The organism is Paenibacillus sp. FSL H8-0259, assembly GCF_037963255.1.
GTDB classification, from domain to species: domain Bacteria; phylum Bacillota; class Bacilli; order Paenibacillales; family Paenibacillaceae; genus Paenibacillus_AQ; species Paenibacillus_AQ phytohabitans.
Genome location: NZ_CP150147.1, coordinates 5921121 through 5939875, shown reverse-complemented (window position 1 = coordinate 5939875; position 18755 = coordinate 5921121). Strand labels below are relative to the sequence as shown.

At 50.7% G+C, this 18755-nt stretch carries 15 protein-coding genes; 14 read left to right on the top strand and 1 reads right to left on the bottom strand.

What is annotated here, in order from left to right:
* Nucleotides 1–133: 133 nt before the first annotated feature.
* Entirely contained in the window at nt 134–820 is a 687-nt protein-coding gene (locus NSU01_RS25550; RefSeq protein WP_076243768.1) for a hypothetical protein, read from the top strand.
* 194 nt (nt 821–1014) lie between these two features.
* Here NSU01_RS25550 and NSU01_RS25545 read toward each other — a convergent pair whose 3' ends face one another.
* A complete protein-coding gene (locus NSU01_RS25545; RefSeq protein WP_076243767.1) occupies nt 1015–1968 on the bottom strand; it encodes an aldo/keto reductase in 954 nt (317 codons plus the stop codon).
* A gap of 158 nt (nt 1969–2126) precedes the next feature.
* On the opposite strand from NSU01_RS25545, the gene NSU01_RS25540 reads away from it, so the two are divergent.
* The 13 genes from NSU01_RS25540 to gtfA all read left to right on the top strand — a co-directional run bounded on the left by NSU01_RS25540 (nt 2127) and on the right by gtfA (nt 17804).
* Nucleotides 2127–2792 carry a TetR/AcrR family transcriptional regulator gene (locus tag NSU01_RS25540; protein ID WP_042139044.1) on the top strand — a complete coding sequence of 222 codons (666 nt, stop codon included), beginning with the start codon at nt 2127–2129 and terminating at the stop codon, nt 2790–2792.
* A 241-nt stretch (nt 2793–3033) separates the two neighbouring features.
* Complete coding sequence (locus NSU01_RS25535; protein WP_076243766.1) at nt 3034–4194, top strand: iron-containing alcohol dehydrogenase; 1161 nt, start codon at nt 3034–3036, stop codon at nt 4192–4194.
* A gap of 74 nt (nt 4195–4268) precedes the next feature.
* On the top strand, nt 4269–6020 hold the full coding sequence (locus NSU01_RS25530) for a PrpR N-terminal domain-containing protein (protein ID WP_076243765.1): 1752 nt from the start codon (nt 4269–4271) through the stop codon (nt 6018–6020).
* Between the two features lie 72 nt (nt 6021–6092).
* Nucleotides 6093–7457: a four-carbon acid sugar kinase family protein gene (locus NSU01_RS25525; RefSeq protein WP_076243764.1), complete on the top strand. Its 1365-nt coding sequence runs from the start codon at nt 6093–6095 to the stop codon at nt 7455–7457.
* A 4-nt stretch (nt 7458–7461) separates the two neighbouring features.
* Complete coding sequence (gene pdxA / locus NSU01_RS25520; protein WP_076244094.1) at nt 7462–8466, top strand: 4-hydroxythreonine-4-phosphate dehydrogenase PdxA; 1005 nt, start codon at nt 7462–7464, stop codon at nt 8464–8466.
* Nucleotides 8467–8518: 52 nt separating this feature from the next.
* Nucleotides 8519–9436 (top strand): 4-hydroxy-tetrahydrodipicolinate synthase, encoded by a 918-nt coding sequence (dapA, locus tag NSU01_RS25515; protein WP_256703845.1) that lies wholly within the window; start codon nt 8519–8521, stop codon nt 9434–9436.
* 183 nt (nt 9437–9619) lie between these two features.
* Entirely contained in the window at nt 9620–11191 is a 1572-nt protein-coding gene (locus tag NSU01_RS25510) for an extracellular solute-binding protein (RefSeq protein ID WP_076243763.1), read from the top strand.
* An 86-nt stretch (nt 11192–11277) separates the two neighbouring features.
* Nucleotides 11278–12237 (top strand): ABC transporter permease subunit, encoded by a 960-nt coding sequence (locus NSU01_RS25505; protein ID WP_197074269.1) that lies wholly within the window; start codon nt 11278–11280, stop codon nt 12235–12237.
* Nucleotides 12238–12249: 12 nt separating this feature from the next.
* Nucleotides 12250–13125, top strand: a complete 876-nt coding sequence (locus NSU01_RS25500; RefSeq protein WP_052421997.1) for a carbohydrate ABC transporter permease — start codon at nt 12250–12252, stop codon at nt 13123–13125.
* A gap of 72 nt (nt 13126–13197) precedes the next feature.
* On the top strand, nt 13198–14325 hold the full coding sequence (locus NSU01_RS25495; protein ID WP_197074268.1) for a sialidase family protein: 1128 nt from the start codon (nt 13198–13200) through the stop codon (nt 14323–14325).
* A gap of 152 nt (nt 14326–14477) precedes the next feature.
* Complete coding sequence (locus NSU01_RS25490) at nt 14478–15332, top strand: AraC family transcriptional regulator (protein ID WP_042139038.1); 855 nt, start codon at nt 14478–14480, stop codon at nt 15330–15332.
* Nucleotides 15333–15364: 32 nt separating this feature from the next.
* A complete protein-coding gene (locus NSU01_RS25485; protein ID WP_042139037.1) occupies nt 15365–16321 on the top strand; it encodes a sugar kinase in 957 nt (318 codons plus the stop codon).
* A gap of 13 nt (nt 16322–16334) precedes the next feature.
* Nucleotides 16335–17804 (top strand): sucrose phosphorylase, encoded by a 1470-nt coding sequence (gtfA, locus tag NSU01_RS25480; protein ID WP_076243762.1) that lies wholly within the window; start codon nt 16335–16337, stop codon nt 17802–17804.
* Nucleotides 17805–18755 lie beyond the last annotated feature (951 nt).

Below are 18755 nucleotides of genomic sequence, written 5' to 3'. Positions count from 1 at the left end.
TTTTAATGAGAACAAACAACTATGGGGATCAAATGCAAATTGGAATCCTTGGAATGCAGTCGGACTGGGGGCTCTGGGGGGAGGGATTGCAGGTTTTGGGTAATAACTATTATCCAGATAGAGGAGGTATACAATGAACAAACAATTATTTACGGCAGCTGCCACTATTATTCTATCCGCCTCAATTTTAGGCGCATGCAGCAACAATGAAGTTGCAAATGAGACAGAGCCAACAGCAACAAGTATAGCGACTACGCCAGTTATTGAAGCTACAGCCACTCCAGTACCTTCGGCCACTCCCTCCGCCACGGAGGCACCCGCGTCCGCAGCTCCTGACCCTACTGATCCTCAGACCTCTGAACGGCCAGAGACCCGGGAATTCGGTGAACAGGAGGGTGGAGTTAGCGGGCAAACGGCTACACTGGAGCAAGGTGATGGATACTCCCTTTATATCACTGGGGATTTCACATTGAATGCACAGACTAACCGTTTATCACTTACCGAGGACCCGGCCTACTATGCGGAAATTGAAAGTTTGGCTTCTGAATACGATCTCACTGCGCTGAAGCAACAAGGTGAAACTGAGCTTTCCGCTACAGGCAGTGCTAAAGATTATAGCGGGGAATTGGTTGAACATCCGCTCGGGTTTGCAGAATTGTATTTGCAGGCTACTGGTGATAAAGGAGTAGTAGATTATATGGTATGGAAGAATCAGGCAGGGGAAGCCTTTCTTTTCCGGATACACAATCCTAAAGGCGCATTGTCCAATAAGTTTTCTCCCTGGGTAATGGTTTCCCTGGCGACACTTGAAAGAAATTAAAAGGTTGCCCGGATAGGCAGGGTGTCTTCCATGAGGAAGAATCCGAAGGGCTTGCAGGCAAAGTCCTAGGTCAGGATGGATGGAATAGAAGGTGCAGATAACTGAGAGAAGTCTCGTAGTCTCCTTGAGGTAAACGCGGTAAGCGTCAAACAGCCCACACCTTGACACCAAGATGAGGGCTGTTTGAGCTTACATTAATAACGACCACCAAACGCATTTGGACTAACAGCATCAATACGGGCAAAATCATCAGACGTAAGATGAATATCAAGTGCCTTGATATTATCCTCCAAATATTTACGGCGTTTCGTACCAGGAATCGGCAATGTGCCTCTTTCTACTGTCCATGCAATTGCTAGTTGAGGTACCGTACAGTTCTTTTCTTTGGCGATTTCCGCTAGTTTATCAACGATTTTAATATTCTTTTGGAAGTTCTCACCTTTGTAACGTGTAAAAAGATTGCGCATATCATCAGCTTGGAAGTTCTCATTCATATGACGTTCCCCCGTAATAAAGCCTCTGCTTAGAGGACTGTAAGCTACAAGAGTGATTCCTAATTCTTTTACGGTAGGTAGAGCTTCTTCTTCAATTTCCCGGCTCCAAATGGAGTATTCCGATTGGACTGCGGAAATAGGGTGTTCTTCATGGGCTTTACGAAGTGTAGATGCACTAATAACTGATCCATTTAGGCCATTAGAAAGACCAAGATAACGTACTTTACCTGCTTTAACTAATTCAGCCATAGCACCAACTGTCTCCTCAATTGGAACATTAGGATCGACCGCATGTTGATAATACAGGTCGATATAATCGAGACCAAGACGTCGAAGGCTTTCGTCAATAGCTTTCTTTACATAGTCCGGGTGTCCTCCGATGAATTCCCAATTTGGACCATACGAGAACTTGGTAGCGACAATTGCCTGTTCTCTTCGTCCCTTCAACGCTTTTCCTAATAGCTCCTCATTATGGCCGTTGCCATATGTATCCGCAGTATCAAGCAAGGTTACCCCGAGATCAAGCGCCCGATGAATGGTTTTAATGGACTCCTCATCATCAATGGTGCCATACATGCCGGGGGACATGCCCATCATACCCAATCCAATAGAAGAAACGGCAATATCGCTGTGACCGAGCTTTTGCGTTTTCATATTAGTTACCTCGCTTTTTATATGTTTTAGCTTCGAGTTACATCTTAGCATAAAGGAATTTACAAAGTAAACACTTTTAATCATTTTTGTATAATTTGAAAATAATGTTTGTGACGAAAGCGGAATTCCGGTTATAATAAAGGTAAGGGGGGCTTTATGTGAATAGCCAGATATCAGATAAAAAAAACGAAACACGAGTTAAGCTTATGAATAAGCTGCTTCCTTATTTACGAAAAAATGGCCTTCAGTCCGTTCGGATGGACGAAATTTCTAGAGTAATGGAGATAAGCCGAGTAACTTTATATAAGTATTTCTCAACCAAGGAAGAAATTGTCGAGTTCATCGTAGATGGTTTTATTGAATACATGAAGGAACTGACCCACAATCCTTTGGATTCGGTTCAAAGTTTCGGCACTCGCTTTTTGCAGATATTTGAACAAACCATATCTCTAGTCGTTTATTTCTCGGATATTATCCTTCAGGACCTCGAAACCAGTTACCCTGATTTATTTGATCGCTTTAATGAAGCTATGAGGGAGCGAGAAGAGAAGATACTGGCTTTCTTTGAGGAAGGTAAACAAAAAGGGGTTTTCAATCAACTTAACGGCAGGCTCTTAATAAAGCAGGATGAAATTCTAAGAGGGATGTTCGATGTTAAATATCTGATGACCAATCAATTCACGGTTCAACAAGTTTTATATGATTATTTTCAATTAAAGAGGATTCAGTTGTTTAAGCCCGAAAAGCTGACAGCAATTGATGATGAAGTGTTGATGCCGAAAATAGAACATTTAACTCAAAAAGTGACCAAAAACCTTTTTTAACCTTCACTAAATCCTCTTCTCAAAAAAAATTGCTTGTGTGATCCCCGCGGAGTACTCCGCGGGTTTTCTTGTTTAATGGATCACACAGTAAGCTTTGTATTCGTCGTTTTCGCTTTAAAATGTTGCAAAAAGCAACGTTAATTAATTTTACTCTCGTATAACCAATTAAATGTTGAATTATTGCAACGATATGCTATACTAAATTCGAATACGATGTATCAAGATATCCAGAGGAGAAGATATGATGGAACAGTATTTCTTTCAAACGGCCCGCAGCATTATCGCGGGCTGCGGCTCCTTGGAGCGGATTGTGGAGCATCTGCAAAGACTGGGAGCTCTGAAATCGGTACTGCTTGTATCCCAGCCCTTTCTTCAAAGCAGCGGCACGCTGGATGAAGTTACAAACCGCCTGAAGAGCGGCGGAATCGACGTGCACTGGAATACCGATGTTCAGCCAGAACCGACCATCGCCCAATTGGAAGCGCTCTCCGGCGCAATAGCCGAAGTTCCCTGCGATGCGATTATAGGTATCGGCGGAGGCAGTGTGCTGGATGTTGTCAAGCTTCTGTCTGTCATGAAAACCAACAGCCTCTCTGTCCGTGACATGCTGGGGACGGATCTGATCCCGAATCCGGGCATTCCGACGGTCCTGATTCCCACCACCTCGGGCACAGGCTCGGAAGTGACACCCAACGCTATTGTGACTTTACCGGAGGAGGAGCTGAAGATCGGTGTTGTCAGCCGGTATCTGCTCCCGGCATTAGTCATTCTGGACCCGATGTTGACGCTTGGTTTACCTCGTGATATTACAGCCGCGACAGGAATGGATGCCTATACTCATGCGCTTGAATCATTTATTTCCAACAAGGCCAACCGGTTCAGCGACATGTTCGCACTTGAATCCATCCGCAGCATTTCTGCCAGTATCCTGCAGGCCTATCACCACGGAGACGACAGAAAAGCGCGGGAGGATATGCTGATCGGTTCCATGTACGGCGGAATGGCATTGACCTGCGCCGGAACGGCAGCTGTACATGCCTTGGCTTATCCGATTGGCGGGAAATTTCATGTGCCTCACGGAGTAGCCAATTCCATGCTTTTGCCGCATGTAATGGAATTTAATTTCGATGTCATTGTGGAACGGCTGGCTCTTGTGGCCGGAGCGATGGGGCTTCAGACCGGAGAGGGAAAACAGCGGGATGCGGAGCAGGTGATCGGGCAAATCCGGCTGTGGACGCAGGAGATGAGCATTCCTCAGGATTTGACACTCTTCGGAGCTGCGCGCGGCGATATTCCCGGGCTTTCACTCGCGGCCTCGCAGGTTACCCGGCTGATGGCTAACAACCCGAAGGTGATGACGCTGGATGACATCGGTGCGGTATACGGCAAGCTGTTTCACTAAGAAATGGTTTGATGCTGCTTAATGAACGGTGGCTGGGTTATAATGGCATTAAAAAAACAAGGATGAATAGCTGCATGAAAATTAAAGCGATTGTCATTGCTCCTTACCCGGGGTTATCTGAATTAACGTTAAGCTTACAGAATGAGCTGCAGGAGTTTGAGATTGTAGTGGAGCATGGAGATCTGTCGAGGGTGCTGCCGCTGATCGGCCGCATTCACTCGGAAGGCTACGATATCATTATCAGCAGAGGCGGGACGGCAAAGCTGCTGCAAAAGCATTCCTATCTGCCCGTTGTGGAAATTCCCGTTTCCGGATTCGACATATTACGGATCCTGACGCTGGTACAGGGATACAATGCCAAATGTGAAATGATCGGATTTCCCAATATCATCGAAGGCTTTATGTCCGTGTCCAGCTTGATGGAGGTTGATATTTCATACACGGTTATCCATCAGGAGCAGGAAGTCAGTGCTGCCCTGGCAGACGCCAAAGCGAGAGGCATCCAGGTTATCATTGGCGACAGCATTACGGTCAAGATCGCGGCTGAAAGCGGTCTGCAGGGCGTATTAATTACCTCCGGCAGGGAGTCATTAATGGAAGCGTTCTCGCGGGCCGGACAGCTCTATAAATCAGCCCGGAAGCTGAAGGTCAAGAATGAAATGTATGAAGCCATGCTCGGTAAGCTGGAAGACGGGTATGCGGCGGTGGATCAAGGCGGCAAGCTGGAGTTTGCCAATCCTTCGTTCAAGCAGCTTCTGCGGCTTCCTGAAACAGCAGATACGCTGTATACCATGTATCCCGGTCTGCGGGAAATGCTCAGGGACGCCGGCCGGGGGGCAGACTTTGACACGGTGACATCCGTTTATGAACCGGAGCAGGGCTTGTACCTACAGGCGCAAATGCTGCCTGCCGCGGATGAACGCCTGCTGTATATGCTGCATTCATCGGAGGAAGAACCGGAACGCAGCGGTCTTGCGGCCAGTTACCTTCTGACGGCAGCCCCTTTTTTCTCCCACCGGGAAGACGGCGGGCTGGAGACGGACTTTCAGGCTTATCCTGCAGCTGTATATGGCGAAAAGGGCAGCGGGCGCAAGCGGTACGTTATCAACGCCGCCCTCTCCGAATCAAGGGACGGCATTCTGTACCTCAATATCCGGAGATCATCGGAAGAGGTGCTGAAGGCCATGATGGAGCTGATGCTGTACGGCGGCGGGCGCGTTACTGCCATAGAAGGAGCGGAATTGCTCTCTGCCAAGCAGCAGAGAGAGCTGGCTGAGTTCATTATCAAGCGTAAGATGAAGACGGTATTTCTGTTCGACAGGGATCCGGAGGTGCTCGCTGCTGAGGACCGGCTGGCCGGCAAGCTGCTGCGCAGCTTACAGGACCGGAGAATCCCGCTTCCGGCCCTGCGGGATACGCCGTGGCTGGAACGCAGCATCCGCGCCTGCCTGATCTGGACGAATGAACGTCAGGGCAAGCAGATTGCCGGTATCCGGAGCGAGGTCATGGAGGTGCTTCTCGCGCATCCGTGGCAGGGTAATTTTACCGAATTGCGCACGGTGATGGATCTCTTTGTAACGGCATCAGCGGGGCCGTTCATTGAACCAGAGGCGCTGGTGCTGCTGGAGGAAGGAAGCCGGAAGGCACGCAGCGGACTTACCCCGGTGCCCGGCAGGGAAGAACTGAACCTGTATCAGCCGCTGGAGGACATTGAACGGGATATCATCCAGACGGTTCTGGAGCAGGAGAATATGAACCAGTCGCTGGCCGCCAAGCGGCTTGGCATCAACCGCTCAACGCTGTGGCGCAAATTAAAAGAGGATTGACAGGGCGGCTGCTCCCTGGAGCAGCGTTCTGCTGTATATGTGTAATTGCTGTTGTATGGAGGGGGTTAGGAAATGAACATCGCCGTCATCGCGGATGACTTGACCGGGGCGAATGATACGGGGGTGCAAATGGCCCGTCAGGGCCTGTCCACTTCTGTACTCCTGGAGCTTAAGACGGGCGGCGGGAAACAGGAGGCGGTTGTGTTTGATACCGACAGCCGCTCTCTTCCTCCGCAGGAGGCTTATCAGAGAGTCAAGGATGTATGTCTGTTTCTGGGGCGCGGCGGAGAAGCTACCTCTCCTGTCATCTATAAGAAGTTTGATTCTACGCTGCGCGGAAATATCGGCAGTGAGCTGGACGCGGTTTATGAGACGCTGCAGCCTGATTTCATTGTTATTGCCCCGGCTTTCCCGAAGGTAGGACGCACGCTGACAGAAGGAGTTGTGTATGTGAACGGGATGCCGCTGCACGAGACGGAGATGGCCCATGATCCCAAGCATCCGGCCACGGAATCTGCTTTCTCTGCCATTCTTGAGCGGCAAAGCCGTTATCCGGCCGCCCTTATTCCGCTGGAACTGCTGAGAGGCGGGCGGGCTGCGCTGGATAAGCGGATTGCCGGCTGCCTCCAGTCAGGCATTCCTTACCTTGTGTTCGATGCGGAGCAGGAAGAGGATCTGGCCTTGATCGCTTCCTTGTTCCCCGGAGGACCGGGATGTCCGAAAGTGGTATGGGCCGGTTCAGCGGGTTTGGCCGGCGCCTTGACAACGCAGATTCTCTGCAGCATCAGGGAAGCCCCGAAGCAAGCGGGAGCTGGTGCTATACTGGAGAGGCCGGACAAAAGACAGGCAACACACTGGGAAAATACCTTGTATTCAGATCCGAAATGTGTGCTTATTGTCGTGGGCAGCGTCAATCCGTGGTCGCGCCGACAGCTGACCGAGCTGGTCAAAGAAGACGGTGTCTCTGCTCTCGTGGTTGAATCGGATAAGCTGCTCTTCCCGGGGACATGCGCTGTGGAATTGAACCGGGTCCGTGAGCTTGCAACCGGTATCATCTCCCGGGAGGGAAGGCATGTGGCGCTCTATACGCCGGGCAATCCGGAAGAGGTCGACCGTGTCACTGAGCTTGGGCGCACCGGTGGCCTGAGTGCTACGGAAGTGGGCGAGCGCATCAGCGCGGCGCTTGGCCGGGTGGCTGCTGAGATTATCGCCGAGTGCGGTATCCGCCATATGGTACTGACCGGAGGCGATACCGCGAAGCAGGTCTGCCACCATTTAAGCGACGTGGAGATCAAGCTCATTAATGAGGTGGAGAACGGAGTCCCGCTTGGGCGGACGCCGGGTGAATCGGGCAGATATATCATTACGAAAGCGGGGGCTTTCGGAAGCGATCAGGTACTGGTACGCTCCGTGAAGGCTCTGCAGAGAGAGGTGTGACATGATGAAGCCGATTATTGCCATTACTATGGGGGACGCGGCCGGTATTGGTCCTGAGATTATTGTGAAGGCGTTATCGCATCCAGATATTTATGAGGTGTGCCGCCCGCTCGTTGTCGGTGACACCGAAACACTGGAGAGGGCGGCTGCCGTCTCCAGCCGGGATGCAATGAAGATTCGCCCGATAGAAGGAGCCGCTGAGGCGCTTTTCCAGCATGGGATTATTGATTGCATCAGCCTGAAGCTTCTGCCGGATGCCGTTCCTTTCGGGCAATTGTCCGCAGCGGCGGGAAATGCCGCCTTCCATTATATTGCCAAGGCTGTTGAGCTGGCGAAGTCCGGTGAAGTCCAGGCCATTTGTACCGCCCCGCTGAATAAGGAGGCGCTGCATAAGGGAGGGCATCTCTATCCCGGACATACCGAAATTCTGGCCAAGCTGACAGAGACGGAGGATTTCTCGATGATGCTGTCCACCGGCCGCCTCAAGGTCATTCACCTGACAACCCATATCGGGCTAATCAAGGCAGTGGAGATGATTACGCCGGAACGGACGTATAAGGTGCTGAAGCTCGCGGATCAGGTGCTGCGGGCAGCAGGAAATAATAACCCGCGGATTGCCCTGTGCGGCATCAATCCCCATGCAGGGGAGAACGGCTTGTTCGGAAACGGAGAGGAAGAAGAGAAGCTGCTTCCGGCCGTAGAGAAAGCACGGATGGAAGGAATGGATGTATATGGTCCTGCTCCGGCGGACACCCTTTTTTACAGGGCCATGCGGGGAGACTTTGATATTGTTGTCGCCTGCTACCACGATCAGGGACATGCGCCCATTAAGGTGCTGGGCATAGAGGACGGCGTTAATATTACCGTTGGTTTGAAGGGCGGGATTATCCGTACCTCTGTTGATCACGGCACAGCGTTTGATATTGCGGGAAAAGGCATTGCGGATGAGAAAAGCATGCTGGAGGCGATCCGTTCGGCTGTTGAACTGGCCCCGAAGCAGACGGTTTAAGCATCAACATACCGGGAAGGTTTGCGCTTGAAATAGATCTGAATGAATCTGAATGAATAACAGGAAGGGACTGGGAACCATGCTGGAAGTGAAGGGAATTATACCTGCGATGGTCACTCCGCTGGATCAGCGGGAGGAGATTGACGAGAAGGCACTGCGGAAGATGGTGAACCGTTACATTGATGCCGGAGTGCACGGGCTGTTTTGCCTGGGGACCAACGGCGAATTCTTTAATCTTTCTTTTGAAGAAAAGCTGGAGGTAGCGCAAATCGTCATTGATGAGGCCCGCGGCCGTGTGCGCGTATATGCAGGTGCAGGCTGTTCCGGAACAGGCGAGACCAGCCGTCTGGCGCAAAGACTGGAGCAGGCGGGAGCGGACGCACTTTCCGTGATTACCCCTTATTTTCTTACCTATACGCAGGCTGAGCTGCAATACCATTTTGAAGCCGTAGCAGGGGATACATCGCTGCCCCTTGTGCTGTATACGATTCCGGTCCGTACAGGCAATACCCTCAGTGTGCAGACTGTGGCCAAGCTTGCGGAATTGCCGAATGTGGTTGGCATCAAGGACAGCAGCGGCAGCTTCGATAACATTCTGCAGCTGATCGACCGCACACCTGAATCCTTCTCCGTCCTTGCCGGAACGGATTCGCTGATTTTGTCCACGCTGATGGCGGGCGGCACAGGGGCTATTGCAGCAACGGCCAATATTTTCCCGGCAACAGTGGTGGCCATTTATGAGCATTGGCGCCGCGGTGAATATGAGCAGGCAGAGCAGGCGCAGCGTGTCCTCCGCGGTTTGCGGGCAGCCTTTGTGCTGGGTACCCTGCCTTCCGTGCTGAAAGCTGTGCTTGATGAAATCGGCTTGCCGGCTGGTCCGGCCCGGCGGCCGGTAGCTCCGCTCACCCCCCAGGCCTTGGAGGAAGTGCGCCGTATGGTGGCCGATTATACAGCGAGAGGGTTATTGTAATTTTTCGGCCTATTGTATTGCAAATTGCAACTCCTATTAAAAATCAGTAGCACAAAAAAGGTTTTGTGCGCAATTTTCCATGAGGTATAGCTATTTTTGCATTAATTTTATACTTGGGTCATGAGATACTACTTCTGAAGACACTCTTAGTATTTCAAATTACACTTCGAGGGGGAACTAATAATGAGAAAAAAGAAAGCGTTTTATTTAGTCTTTGCCGCTCTGCTTGCTTCAGGGTCTGTGCTGGCCGGCTGCTCACAAAATACAAAAACGAATACCTCTAACAACGGCAACAGCGGGGCGGAAGGAAGCAGCAGCTTTTCTTATTTGATGCATGATAAATTTATCAACTGGCTGAAGGAAGACAAGTGGTATCCGCATGTGGAAACGGCAACAGGCACGACCGTTGAATTTGTTCCCGGCGGCTCTAACGATGATGAGTACTACGCTTCCGTGGACCAGAAAATTATTAGCCGTACCTTCCCTGATTCAGGTATTGTTTCCGTTTCACAGGCTACCGTATACGGTGCCCAAGGCGCGTTTGTCGACCTGGCTCCTTATATTGAAGAGTTCGGGCCTAATATCAAGAGCTATATCGAGAAGAACCCCAGTTACAAAACGTTGATTACCGATAAGGACGGACAAATATTCGGACTGGTTGCCGAAGCTCCGCGTTTTGCAGACTTCATCTTCTACCGCGCCGATCATTTCGAGAAGGCCGGCATTACCGAGGCTCCGCAGACGATTGACCAGCTGACCGATGCGATGCGCAAATTGAAAGCGTATTACGGCAAGGAGGATAAGAATTACTATCCGATGGTCGGCCGTGAAGGCTATATCCGCTTCCAGAGCGCGTTCAATGCAGCCGCGAATTACGATGACGGCATATCCAGAGGGGTGTACGGCAACGGCAAAACAGGCACTGACCTGTATTCCGACGGATACAAGAAAATGGTGGAGTGGTATAAAACCCTTTACAGCGAAGGCTTGATCGACCCTGAATGGGTGGCAGGCTCCGGCACGGAGGAAAGCTGGGAATCCAAAATGCTGACAGGACAAGGCTCCATCAGCTATGACTACCTGACCCGTCCATCCTGGTTCATGGATAATGGAGGACCGGACAACGATCCGGACTACAAGATTGCCATCCTGCCTTATCTGAAGGACCTGAACGGAAATCCTTCCGTGCAGACAACGGAAACCCAATACAACACCCTAAGAGCGATGGTTATTAACGCAGACAGTAAAGACAAAGCAGAGACGATTATCAAATTCCTGGACTATCTCTATTCCGATGAAGGCCTGACGCTGGTTTCATGGGGCGTTGAAGGGGAAAGCTATAAAGATGAGGGCGGAAATAAGCAGTACACAGTGGACTTCACGGAGCAGGAAGCAACGCCCGCCGGAGAACCGCGCTGGTCTTTCCTTAACGACCGTCTCACCTTCGTCAAGCCGATTGACAACGACGCGTTCTACTCCTGGAATACCGAGCTTGTACGCAATGCTGCACTGGAGCTGTTCACAGACGAAAGTCTGAAAACCGGTGTACAGGTGACCTACTCGGCTGATCAGGCTAAACAACTGGCTGATCTTTCCGCCAAGGTCAATGAGGCGGTTACCGCAGGGGTGACGGAATTCGTCAACGGCAAACGTCCAATGAGTGAATGGGACGCCTTCCTCGGCGAAATGGAAACAGCAGGATATAAGAAGATTGTAGCCCTCCAGCAAGAAGCGTACGACGCCATGTACAAGTAAACAACAGCACCGGCCGCGCCTTCCCCCCGGAAGGCGCGGCACCTAAATACAGGGTACAAATTCAGATCAAATGGGTGGTGGAGAAAGTGATAACAAGTGACAGAATGACGCCTCTTCCCCGAAAAACGGGGATGCGCCGTTTTCTCGCCTATATGAATACGAACAAGCTCCTGCTGCTCATGCTTTTGCCCGGTTTGATCAGCCTGGTATTGTTCAAACTGGCTCCGCTGGGCGGGATGATTATCGCTTTTCAGGATTTCAGCGCTTTTCGAGGGGTGCTGGGCAGTCCGTTTGTCGGTCTGGAGCATTTTCAGCGAATCTTTGAAGACCCGTATATATGGACCCTAGTCAAAAATACGCTCATTCTCGCTTTCTATTCCCTGCTATTCACGTTTCCCATTCCGATTCTGTTCGCCTTGCTGCTGAACGAGGTGCGGGTCCGCTGGATTAAAGGAAGCGTGCAATCCCTGAGCTTCTTGCCTTATTTCATCTCTTCGGCCGTTATGGTCAGCATTCTGTACACGCTGCTCTCGCCTTCGACCGGCCTGGTTAACGATATTCTGGCCCGTTTTGGCCTGGACACCATCTACTTTATGGCTGAACCGGGATGGTTCCGCAGCAATTATGTACTGCTCCAGGTATGGCAGACCTTCGGCTATTCGGCAATCGTGTATATTGCAGCAATGGCAGCTATTGATCCATCCGTCTATGAATCCGCTTCACTGGATGGTGCCAGCCGCTTTCAGCAAATGTTTCACATCACGCTACCTTCCTTGAAGCCAACGCTTGCCATTATGCTGATTATCAGCGTCGGCAACATTTTCACGGTCGATCTGGACCGGATTTTGCTTATGTACAATCAAAGCGTCTATGAGACGGCTGATGTTATTCAGACTTATGTATACCGCCTGGCCTTTGCCAGCACAGGATTCCCGGAATACAGCTACGGCACGGCAGTCAATCTGCTGAAATCGCTTGTTGCTTACGTTCTGGTTGTCGGAACCAACAAGCTGTCCACTAAATATTCCGATACACGGCTATTCTGAGAAAGGAGAAGGATGATGAGAACAAAGATCAGTCTGTTCGACATCTGCAATAATATTTTTCTGCTGTTGATCGCTCTTGTCTGCACGTATCCTTTCCTGTATATATTCTTTCTCTCTATCAGTGACGGAAGAAGCATCGCATCAGGAGACGTCGTGTTCTTTCCGAAGAACCCTAACTTTGAAGCTTATCAATATATTTTGACGAATTCCAGTCTTGGCATTTTCCGCGGGCTGCTGAATTCGGGCATCTATACGGCGATTGGTACAGTTGTTGCGCTTATGCTGACGTATATGACGGCCTATGTGTTGTCCCGCAAGCAAATAAAGGGCCGCTTTCTGATCATGAGCCTGTTCGTGTTCACCTGGGTATTTGAAGCGGGAATTATTCCGGCCTACATTGTCTTGAATAAGCTTGGTTTTGTGGACAATTGGCTGGTAATGATTATTCCCAATGCGATCAATGTACAATTTCTGATTATTACCAAGACCTTCCTGGATGGTCTGCCAACAGAGCTTGAGGAAGCAGCCAAAATCGACGGCGCCAACGATTTTCAGGTTATGAGCCGCGTCTTTCTCCCCATTTCCAAACCGATTCTGGCCACAATCGGCGTCTTCTATGCCGTATTTATCTGGAACCAGTATCTGATGCCGCTTATTTACCTGCAAAATCCGAACCTGCAGACGATTCAGGTTATGCTGAAAAGACTTGTCATCAGCTCGGGCGATTCTAATACGGCCTTCCGCACGATTATCCAGGACGGCATTATGCTGAACCCCGGCAACCTGAAGGCAGCGGCCATCTTCGTAGCGATGGTGCCGATTGTGCTGATCTATCCGTTTGTGCAGAAGTACTTCAAGAAAGGGATTCTGCTTGGCTCTGTGAAGTAAGCCAGTAATATAGAAGGATAAGTCATCGTGTGAAACCTATAAATTCATATATTTTAACCAAAGGAGTGCATTATGTTAAATAATCCAATGATTGAATTAAATGACCTTACTGAAGACGGAAAGCTGTATTTCAACCGCCGCCTCGGCTTGGCGGAATCCCTATTGCCCTGTGATTTCGAAACAAGCCATGCCTGTGACCTGCAGGAGCTGCCCGGCGGCGATCTGCTCTGCGTCTGGTTTGCCGGCTCGGATGAAGGCAACCCGGATGTCAGCATCGTTATGTCCCGTCTGAACGCCGGGGCGGATGCCTGGACACCCGCTGTGAGAATTTCAGACGATAACGGCTTCAGCGAGCAGAATCCGTCCCTGTTTCTTCATCCAAACGGTGAGCTGTGGGTGATGTACACGGCCCAGCGGGCCCGTACCGCCGATGAGCCGCCGGAGTTCAATCTGCAGTACACCTCCAAGATTTACCGCAAGGTTTCCAGGGACAACGGGTATACCTGGGGGGAGGCGGAGGTTATGTTCCCGCGTGAAGGCTCATTCTGCCGCCAGAAAATTCAGATTCTCTCCAGCGGAAGATGGATCTTCGAGAACTGGATCTGCTTCAATGATGATACCCGCAACGGCAGCGATATTACGGTCATGAACATCTCCGACGATGAAGGCGCGACCTGGCGCAGCGTCGAGGTTCCCGGCAGCCGCGGCCGTGTGCACTGCAACGTGATCGAGATGGCGCCAGGGAAGCTGATCGGGCTCTTCCGCAGCCGCGCGGCAGACTATATTTACTTTGCCAAATCGGATGACAACGGGGAGACCTGGACGGAACCGGTACGCACCGAGCTGCCGAACAACAACTCCAGCATCTCCGCCATCAAGCTTGCGAGCGGCAAGCTCGCCATCATTTACAATGATCTGCGCTTCAATGACAAGCCGGATATTACCGTCTGGCCGTTTGAACGCTGTCCTGTTACTGTAGCCATTTCAGAGGATGAGGGCAGAACGTGGCCGTACCGCCGTCATGTGGAGACAGGTGAGGGCTTCAGCGGCCACAAAAATTTAATCCGCAACCGCCGCTACGAATATCCATGCATCATGCAGGCGGAGGATGGAAGTCTGCATGCAGCATATTCCTTCGGCAACCGCCGCACGATGAAATTTATCTCCTTCACGGAGCAGTGGGTTACCGGTGCCGAGTAACCGGAATGCTGCCGGGCTGAGCCCCTTTACGGGGCTCTTTTAAATATGAAAGGACGGCAGTGCTGTTTCCAGTTGGGCCGGTTGACAAAGAAAAAGCGGTGCGGTACAGTGAGAGACCTAAATTACGGCAACTTCATTGAGGTGAAGCAGAAATGGAAGAGCATATTGTACAGCATTTTTACACACCGGCCAAAACGCAAATGGAGCAGTCTGCCTATATAACCTGGGCCGGCCACCGGAAATGCGGCAAAGACCATGTCGTAGGCCCGCGCGTCCTGGAGACTTATAAAATGGTGTTTGTCCTCAGCGGCAAGGGCTATTTAACCCAAGGCGATCATGTCAACAAAATGCAGAACCAGGGAGACATGTTTATCCTGATTCCCAGAGAAAAGCATTTCTACTATGCTGACCCCGAGGACCCGTGGGAGATTATGTGGGTCTCCTTTGGCGGCCAGCATATTCCCTATTATCTGAATCTGATGGGGCTCGATATTAATCACTGCTGTATGGAAGGAATTGCAACACATACCATTATTAACAAAATGCTGCTGCTGATCCAGGAGCTTCCGGAAGCGGGGAACGGGCAGCTGCTGTGCATTAGCTATCTGCTGCATATTTTCCACCTGGTTGAGCAGGGGGCAAAGCATTACGGCGAGGCCGGCCTGCGGACCGGCTCCGAAAGCGTGGTACAGCAGGCTGTTCTGTTCATCGAGCAGAACTACTACATGCATATTGATGTGGATATGCTGTGTAAGCACGTCAACTATAGCCGTTCCTACCTCTCCCGTTACTTTAAGCGGATCACTGGAATGTCTATCCCGGAATATATCAGCAAAATCCGCATCCAGAATGCCAAAATGCTGCTGCAGAAGACCGACCTTAACATTCAGGAAATTTCGGCTTCCGTTGGGATCACGGATTCACTCTACTTCTCCAAGATGTTTAAGAATGTAACGGGAGTCTCTCCCATGTCCTATAAGAAACACAACCAGGGGTTGTTGAACTAAAGCCATATTTATAGATGAATGGGGGAATACCCATGTTTGATTTTGAGCATAGCCTGAAGTTTAATGAGAAGGACCTGGATCTTCTAACGGTCGGGGAATTGCTGATAGACATGATATCGGAGGGATACAGTGACTCCTATGAGTACAGCAGGTACCACAGATATTTCGGAGGCTCGCCGGCCAATATCGCCATGAATACCAAGCGGCTGGGCATCCGCCCGTTAGTGGCGTCTGCGGTGGGGACGGATGGGCTTGGGCTGTTTCTGGTAGAGCATTTGCAGAGAGCGGGGATGGATACAAGCTGCGTACAGCATGTACACGAAGCAACCAGCCTGGTGGTCGTGACCAAGAGCAAGTCCACGCCGGTCCCGATCTTCTACCGGGGAGCTGATTACCGCCTCACCTACACCGAGGAGCTGCGCTCAGCCCTGCTGCGGACGAAGATTATCCATTTTTCCTGCTGGCCCCTGTCCAGACAGCCGGTGAGATCAGCGGTAGAGCAAGTGATCCGGGATGCGCGCCGGAACGGGGTTCTGGTCTGCTTCGATCCTAATTACCATCCGGCACTATGGGAGAAAGGGGAGGACGGGGTTAAGTATATCAAAACGATCCTTCCGCAAGTTGATATCGCCAAGCCGTCGGAAGACGATGCCGAGCGGCTGTTCGGGAAAGACACCCCGGAGAATCAGCTGCAGAAATTCCTGGACCTGGGTGTGAAGCTGGTCATTCTGACTTTGGGCAAAGACGGCGTGATCGCCTCAAACGGGCAGGAAACGGTGAAGATGGGTACGCTGGCTACGCAGGTGACAGATACGACGGGGGCAGGGGATGCCTTCTGGTCCGGCTTGTACACGGCACTCATCAAGGGCTATCCGGTCCGCAAAGCGCTGGAGTTCGGGCTGGCAGTCAGCGCGTACAAGCTGCAATATACAGGGGCAGTCGTAGAGCTGCCGGAACTTGAGGCATTCAAGACGAAGTACCAAATCTAGGAGGGCGAGAGTTATGGCAATTCACAATCAAGTGCAGCTGATTACGTATCCCGACTCGCTGGGCGGGAACCTGCAGACCCTAAACCATGTGCTGGATGAGCATTTTTCAGATATTTTCAAGGGCGGCATTCATATCCTTCCCCCGTTTCCCTCCTCTGGAGACCGGGGCTTCGCTCCGCTAACTTATTTTGAGATCGAGCCTGCCTTTGGCTCCTGGGAAGATATTAAGAGGATTGGGGCGAAGCATGATGTGCTGCTGGATGTGATGGTTAATCATATTTCCCGGCAGTCTGAGTATTTCCAGGATTTCCTGAGACAGGGAAGACGCTCACCATACGCGGATTTGTTCCTGACACTCGACAAGCTCTGGGCTGACGGACAGCCTGTGCAGGCCGATATCGGCAAAATGTTTCTCCGCCGCCCCTTGCCTTATTCCACCTTCACGATCGGAGAGACGGGTGAAGAGGAGAAGGTATGGACGACCTTCGGCAAAACCGATCCCTCGGAACAAATTGACCTCGATATACATTCGGATAAGGTAAAGCAGCTGCTGACGGATATCTTCGGGAATTTCCGTAACAACGGCGTAAAGATTGTGCGGCTGGATGCTGTAGGTTACATCATCAAGAAGCTGGGTACAAGCTGCTTCTTCGTTGAGCCTGAGATCTACGGGTTCCTGGACTGGATCAGGGAGCTGGCCGATTCGCTTAATATCGAGCTGCTGCCGGAGGTTCATTCCCACTACAGCATTCAATATAAACTGGCGGAGCGCGGGTTCTGGATCTATGATTTCATTCTGCCTTACCGCATCCTTGATACCCTTGTCAACAAAAATGCGGAAGCGCTGAAGGAATACCTGACTACGCGCCCTGCGAAGCAGTTCACGATGCTGGACTGTCATGACGGTATCCCCGTCAAGCCCGATCTCGACGGATTGATCGACACGAAGGAAGCACGTAAGCTGGTCGATGCTTGTCTTGAACGCGGCGCCAATCTGAGCCTGATTGTCTCTGAGGGTCATAAGGCCGAGGACGGATTCGATGTACACCAGATCCGCTGCTCCTACTACTCCGTGCTGAACAGCGACGATGACGCTTATCTGGCAGCCCGTGCCATCCAGTTCTTCGCTCCCGGCATCCCGCAGGTGTATTACGCCGGACTTCTGGCCGGAGAGAACGATGACGAAGCGGTTCGCCGCACAGGAGAAGGGCGGGAGATTAACCGTCATAACTTCAGTATAGACGAGATTAAGCAGGCGCTTGGCAGGGGCGTAGTCCAGCGGCTCCTTGCGTTGATCCGGTTCCGCAACGAATATGGCGCGTTTAACGGTGAATTCCGCGTACTGGAATCGGCAAGTCATGAGGTCCGGCTGCAGTGGACCAAGGAAGATCTACACTGCACACTGCATATTGATCTGGCCATTAACCGGACGGTCATCGATTATGCGGGACCGGAAGGGTCGAGTGTTCAGTTTGAGGTTTGAGGTTTGAGGTTTGAGGTATAGCATGATCAAATAGTAAAGCGGTGTCTGACAGGGAAGTGCAGTCAGACACCGCTTTTTTTGTTATATAGGAAATTATGATATTTGTCTGTTGTGGATAACTTTCATGCCAAATGTATGCGAAAAACTGAATACAATGTTCCAATGATAGGGTAGTGGAGCCAAATGTATGCGAAAAACCGAATACAATGTGCCAATGATAGGGTAGTGGAGCCAAATGTATGCGAAAAACCGAATACAATGTGCTCTTGATAGGGTAGTGGAGCCAAATGTATGCGAAAAACCGAATACAATGTGCCAATGATAGGGCAGATGAGCCAAATGTATGCGAAAAACCGAATACAATGTGCCAATGATAGGGTAGATGAGCCAAATGTATGCGAAAAACCGAATACAATGTGCCAATGATAGGGTAGTGGAGCCAAATGTATGCGAAAAACCGAATACAATGTGCTAATGATAGGGTAGTGGAGCCAAATGTATGCGAAAAACCGAATACAATGTGCCAATGATAGGGCAGATGAGCCAAATGTATGCGAAAAACCGAATACAATGTGCCAATGATAGGCAGATGAGCCAAATGTATGCGAAAAACCGAATACAATGTGCCAATGATAGGGCAGATGAGCCAAATGTATGCGAAAAACCGAATACAATGTGCCAATGATAGGGCAGATGAGCCAAATGTATGCGAAAAACCGAATACAATGTGCCAATGATAGGGTAGTGGAGCCAAATGGGGTATGAATTCCTTTGATTCATTTGAACATGGGCTGTACGGGAAAAACAAAGGGGTAAATCCTTCTGATCTCACCGGATAGTTAATTTACTTTTGATGTGCCACTTGATTCGCCCTCCGGGCGATTTTATTCTTGAAATATAAGAAGTTATATGTTTCACCTGATAGCTTATTCGCAGAATGGCCCGTTTTCG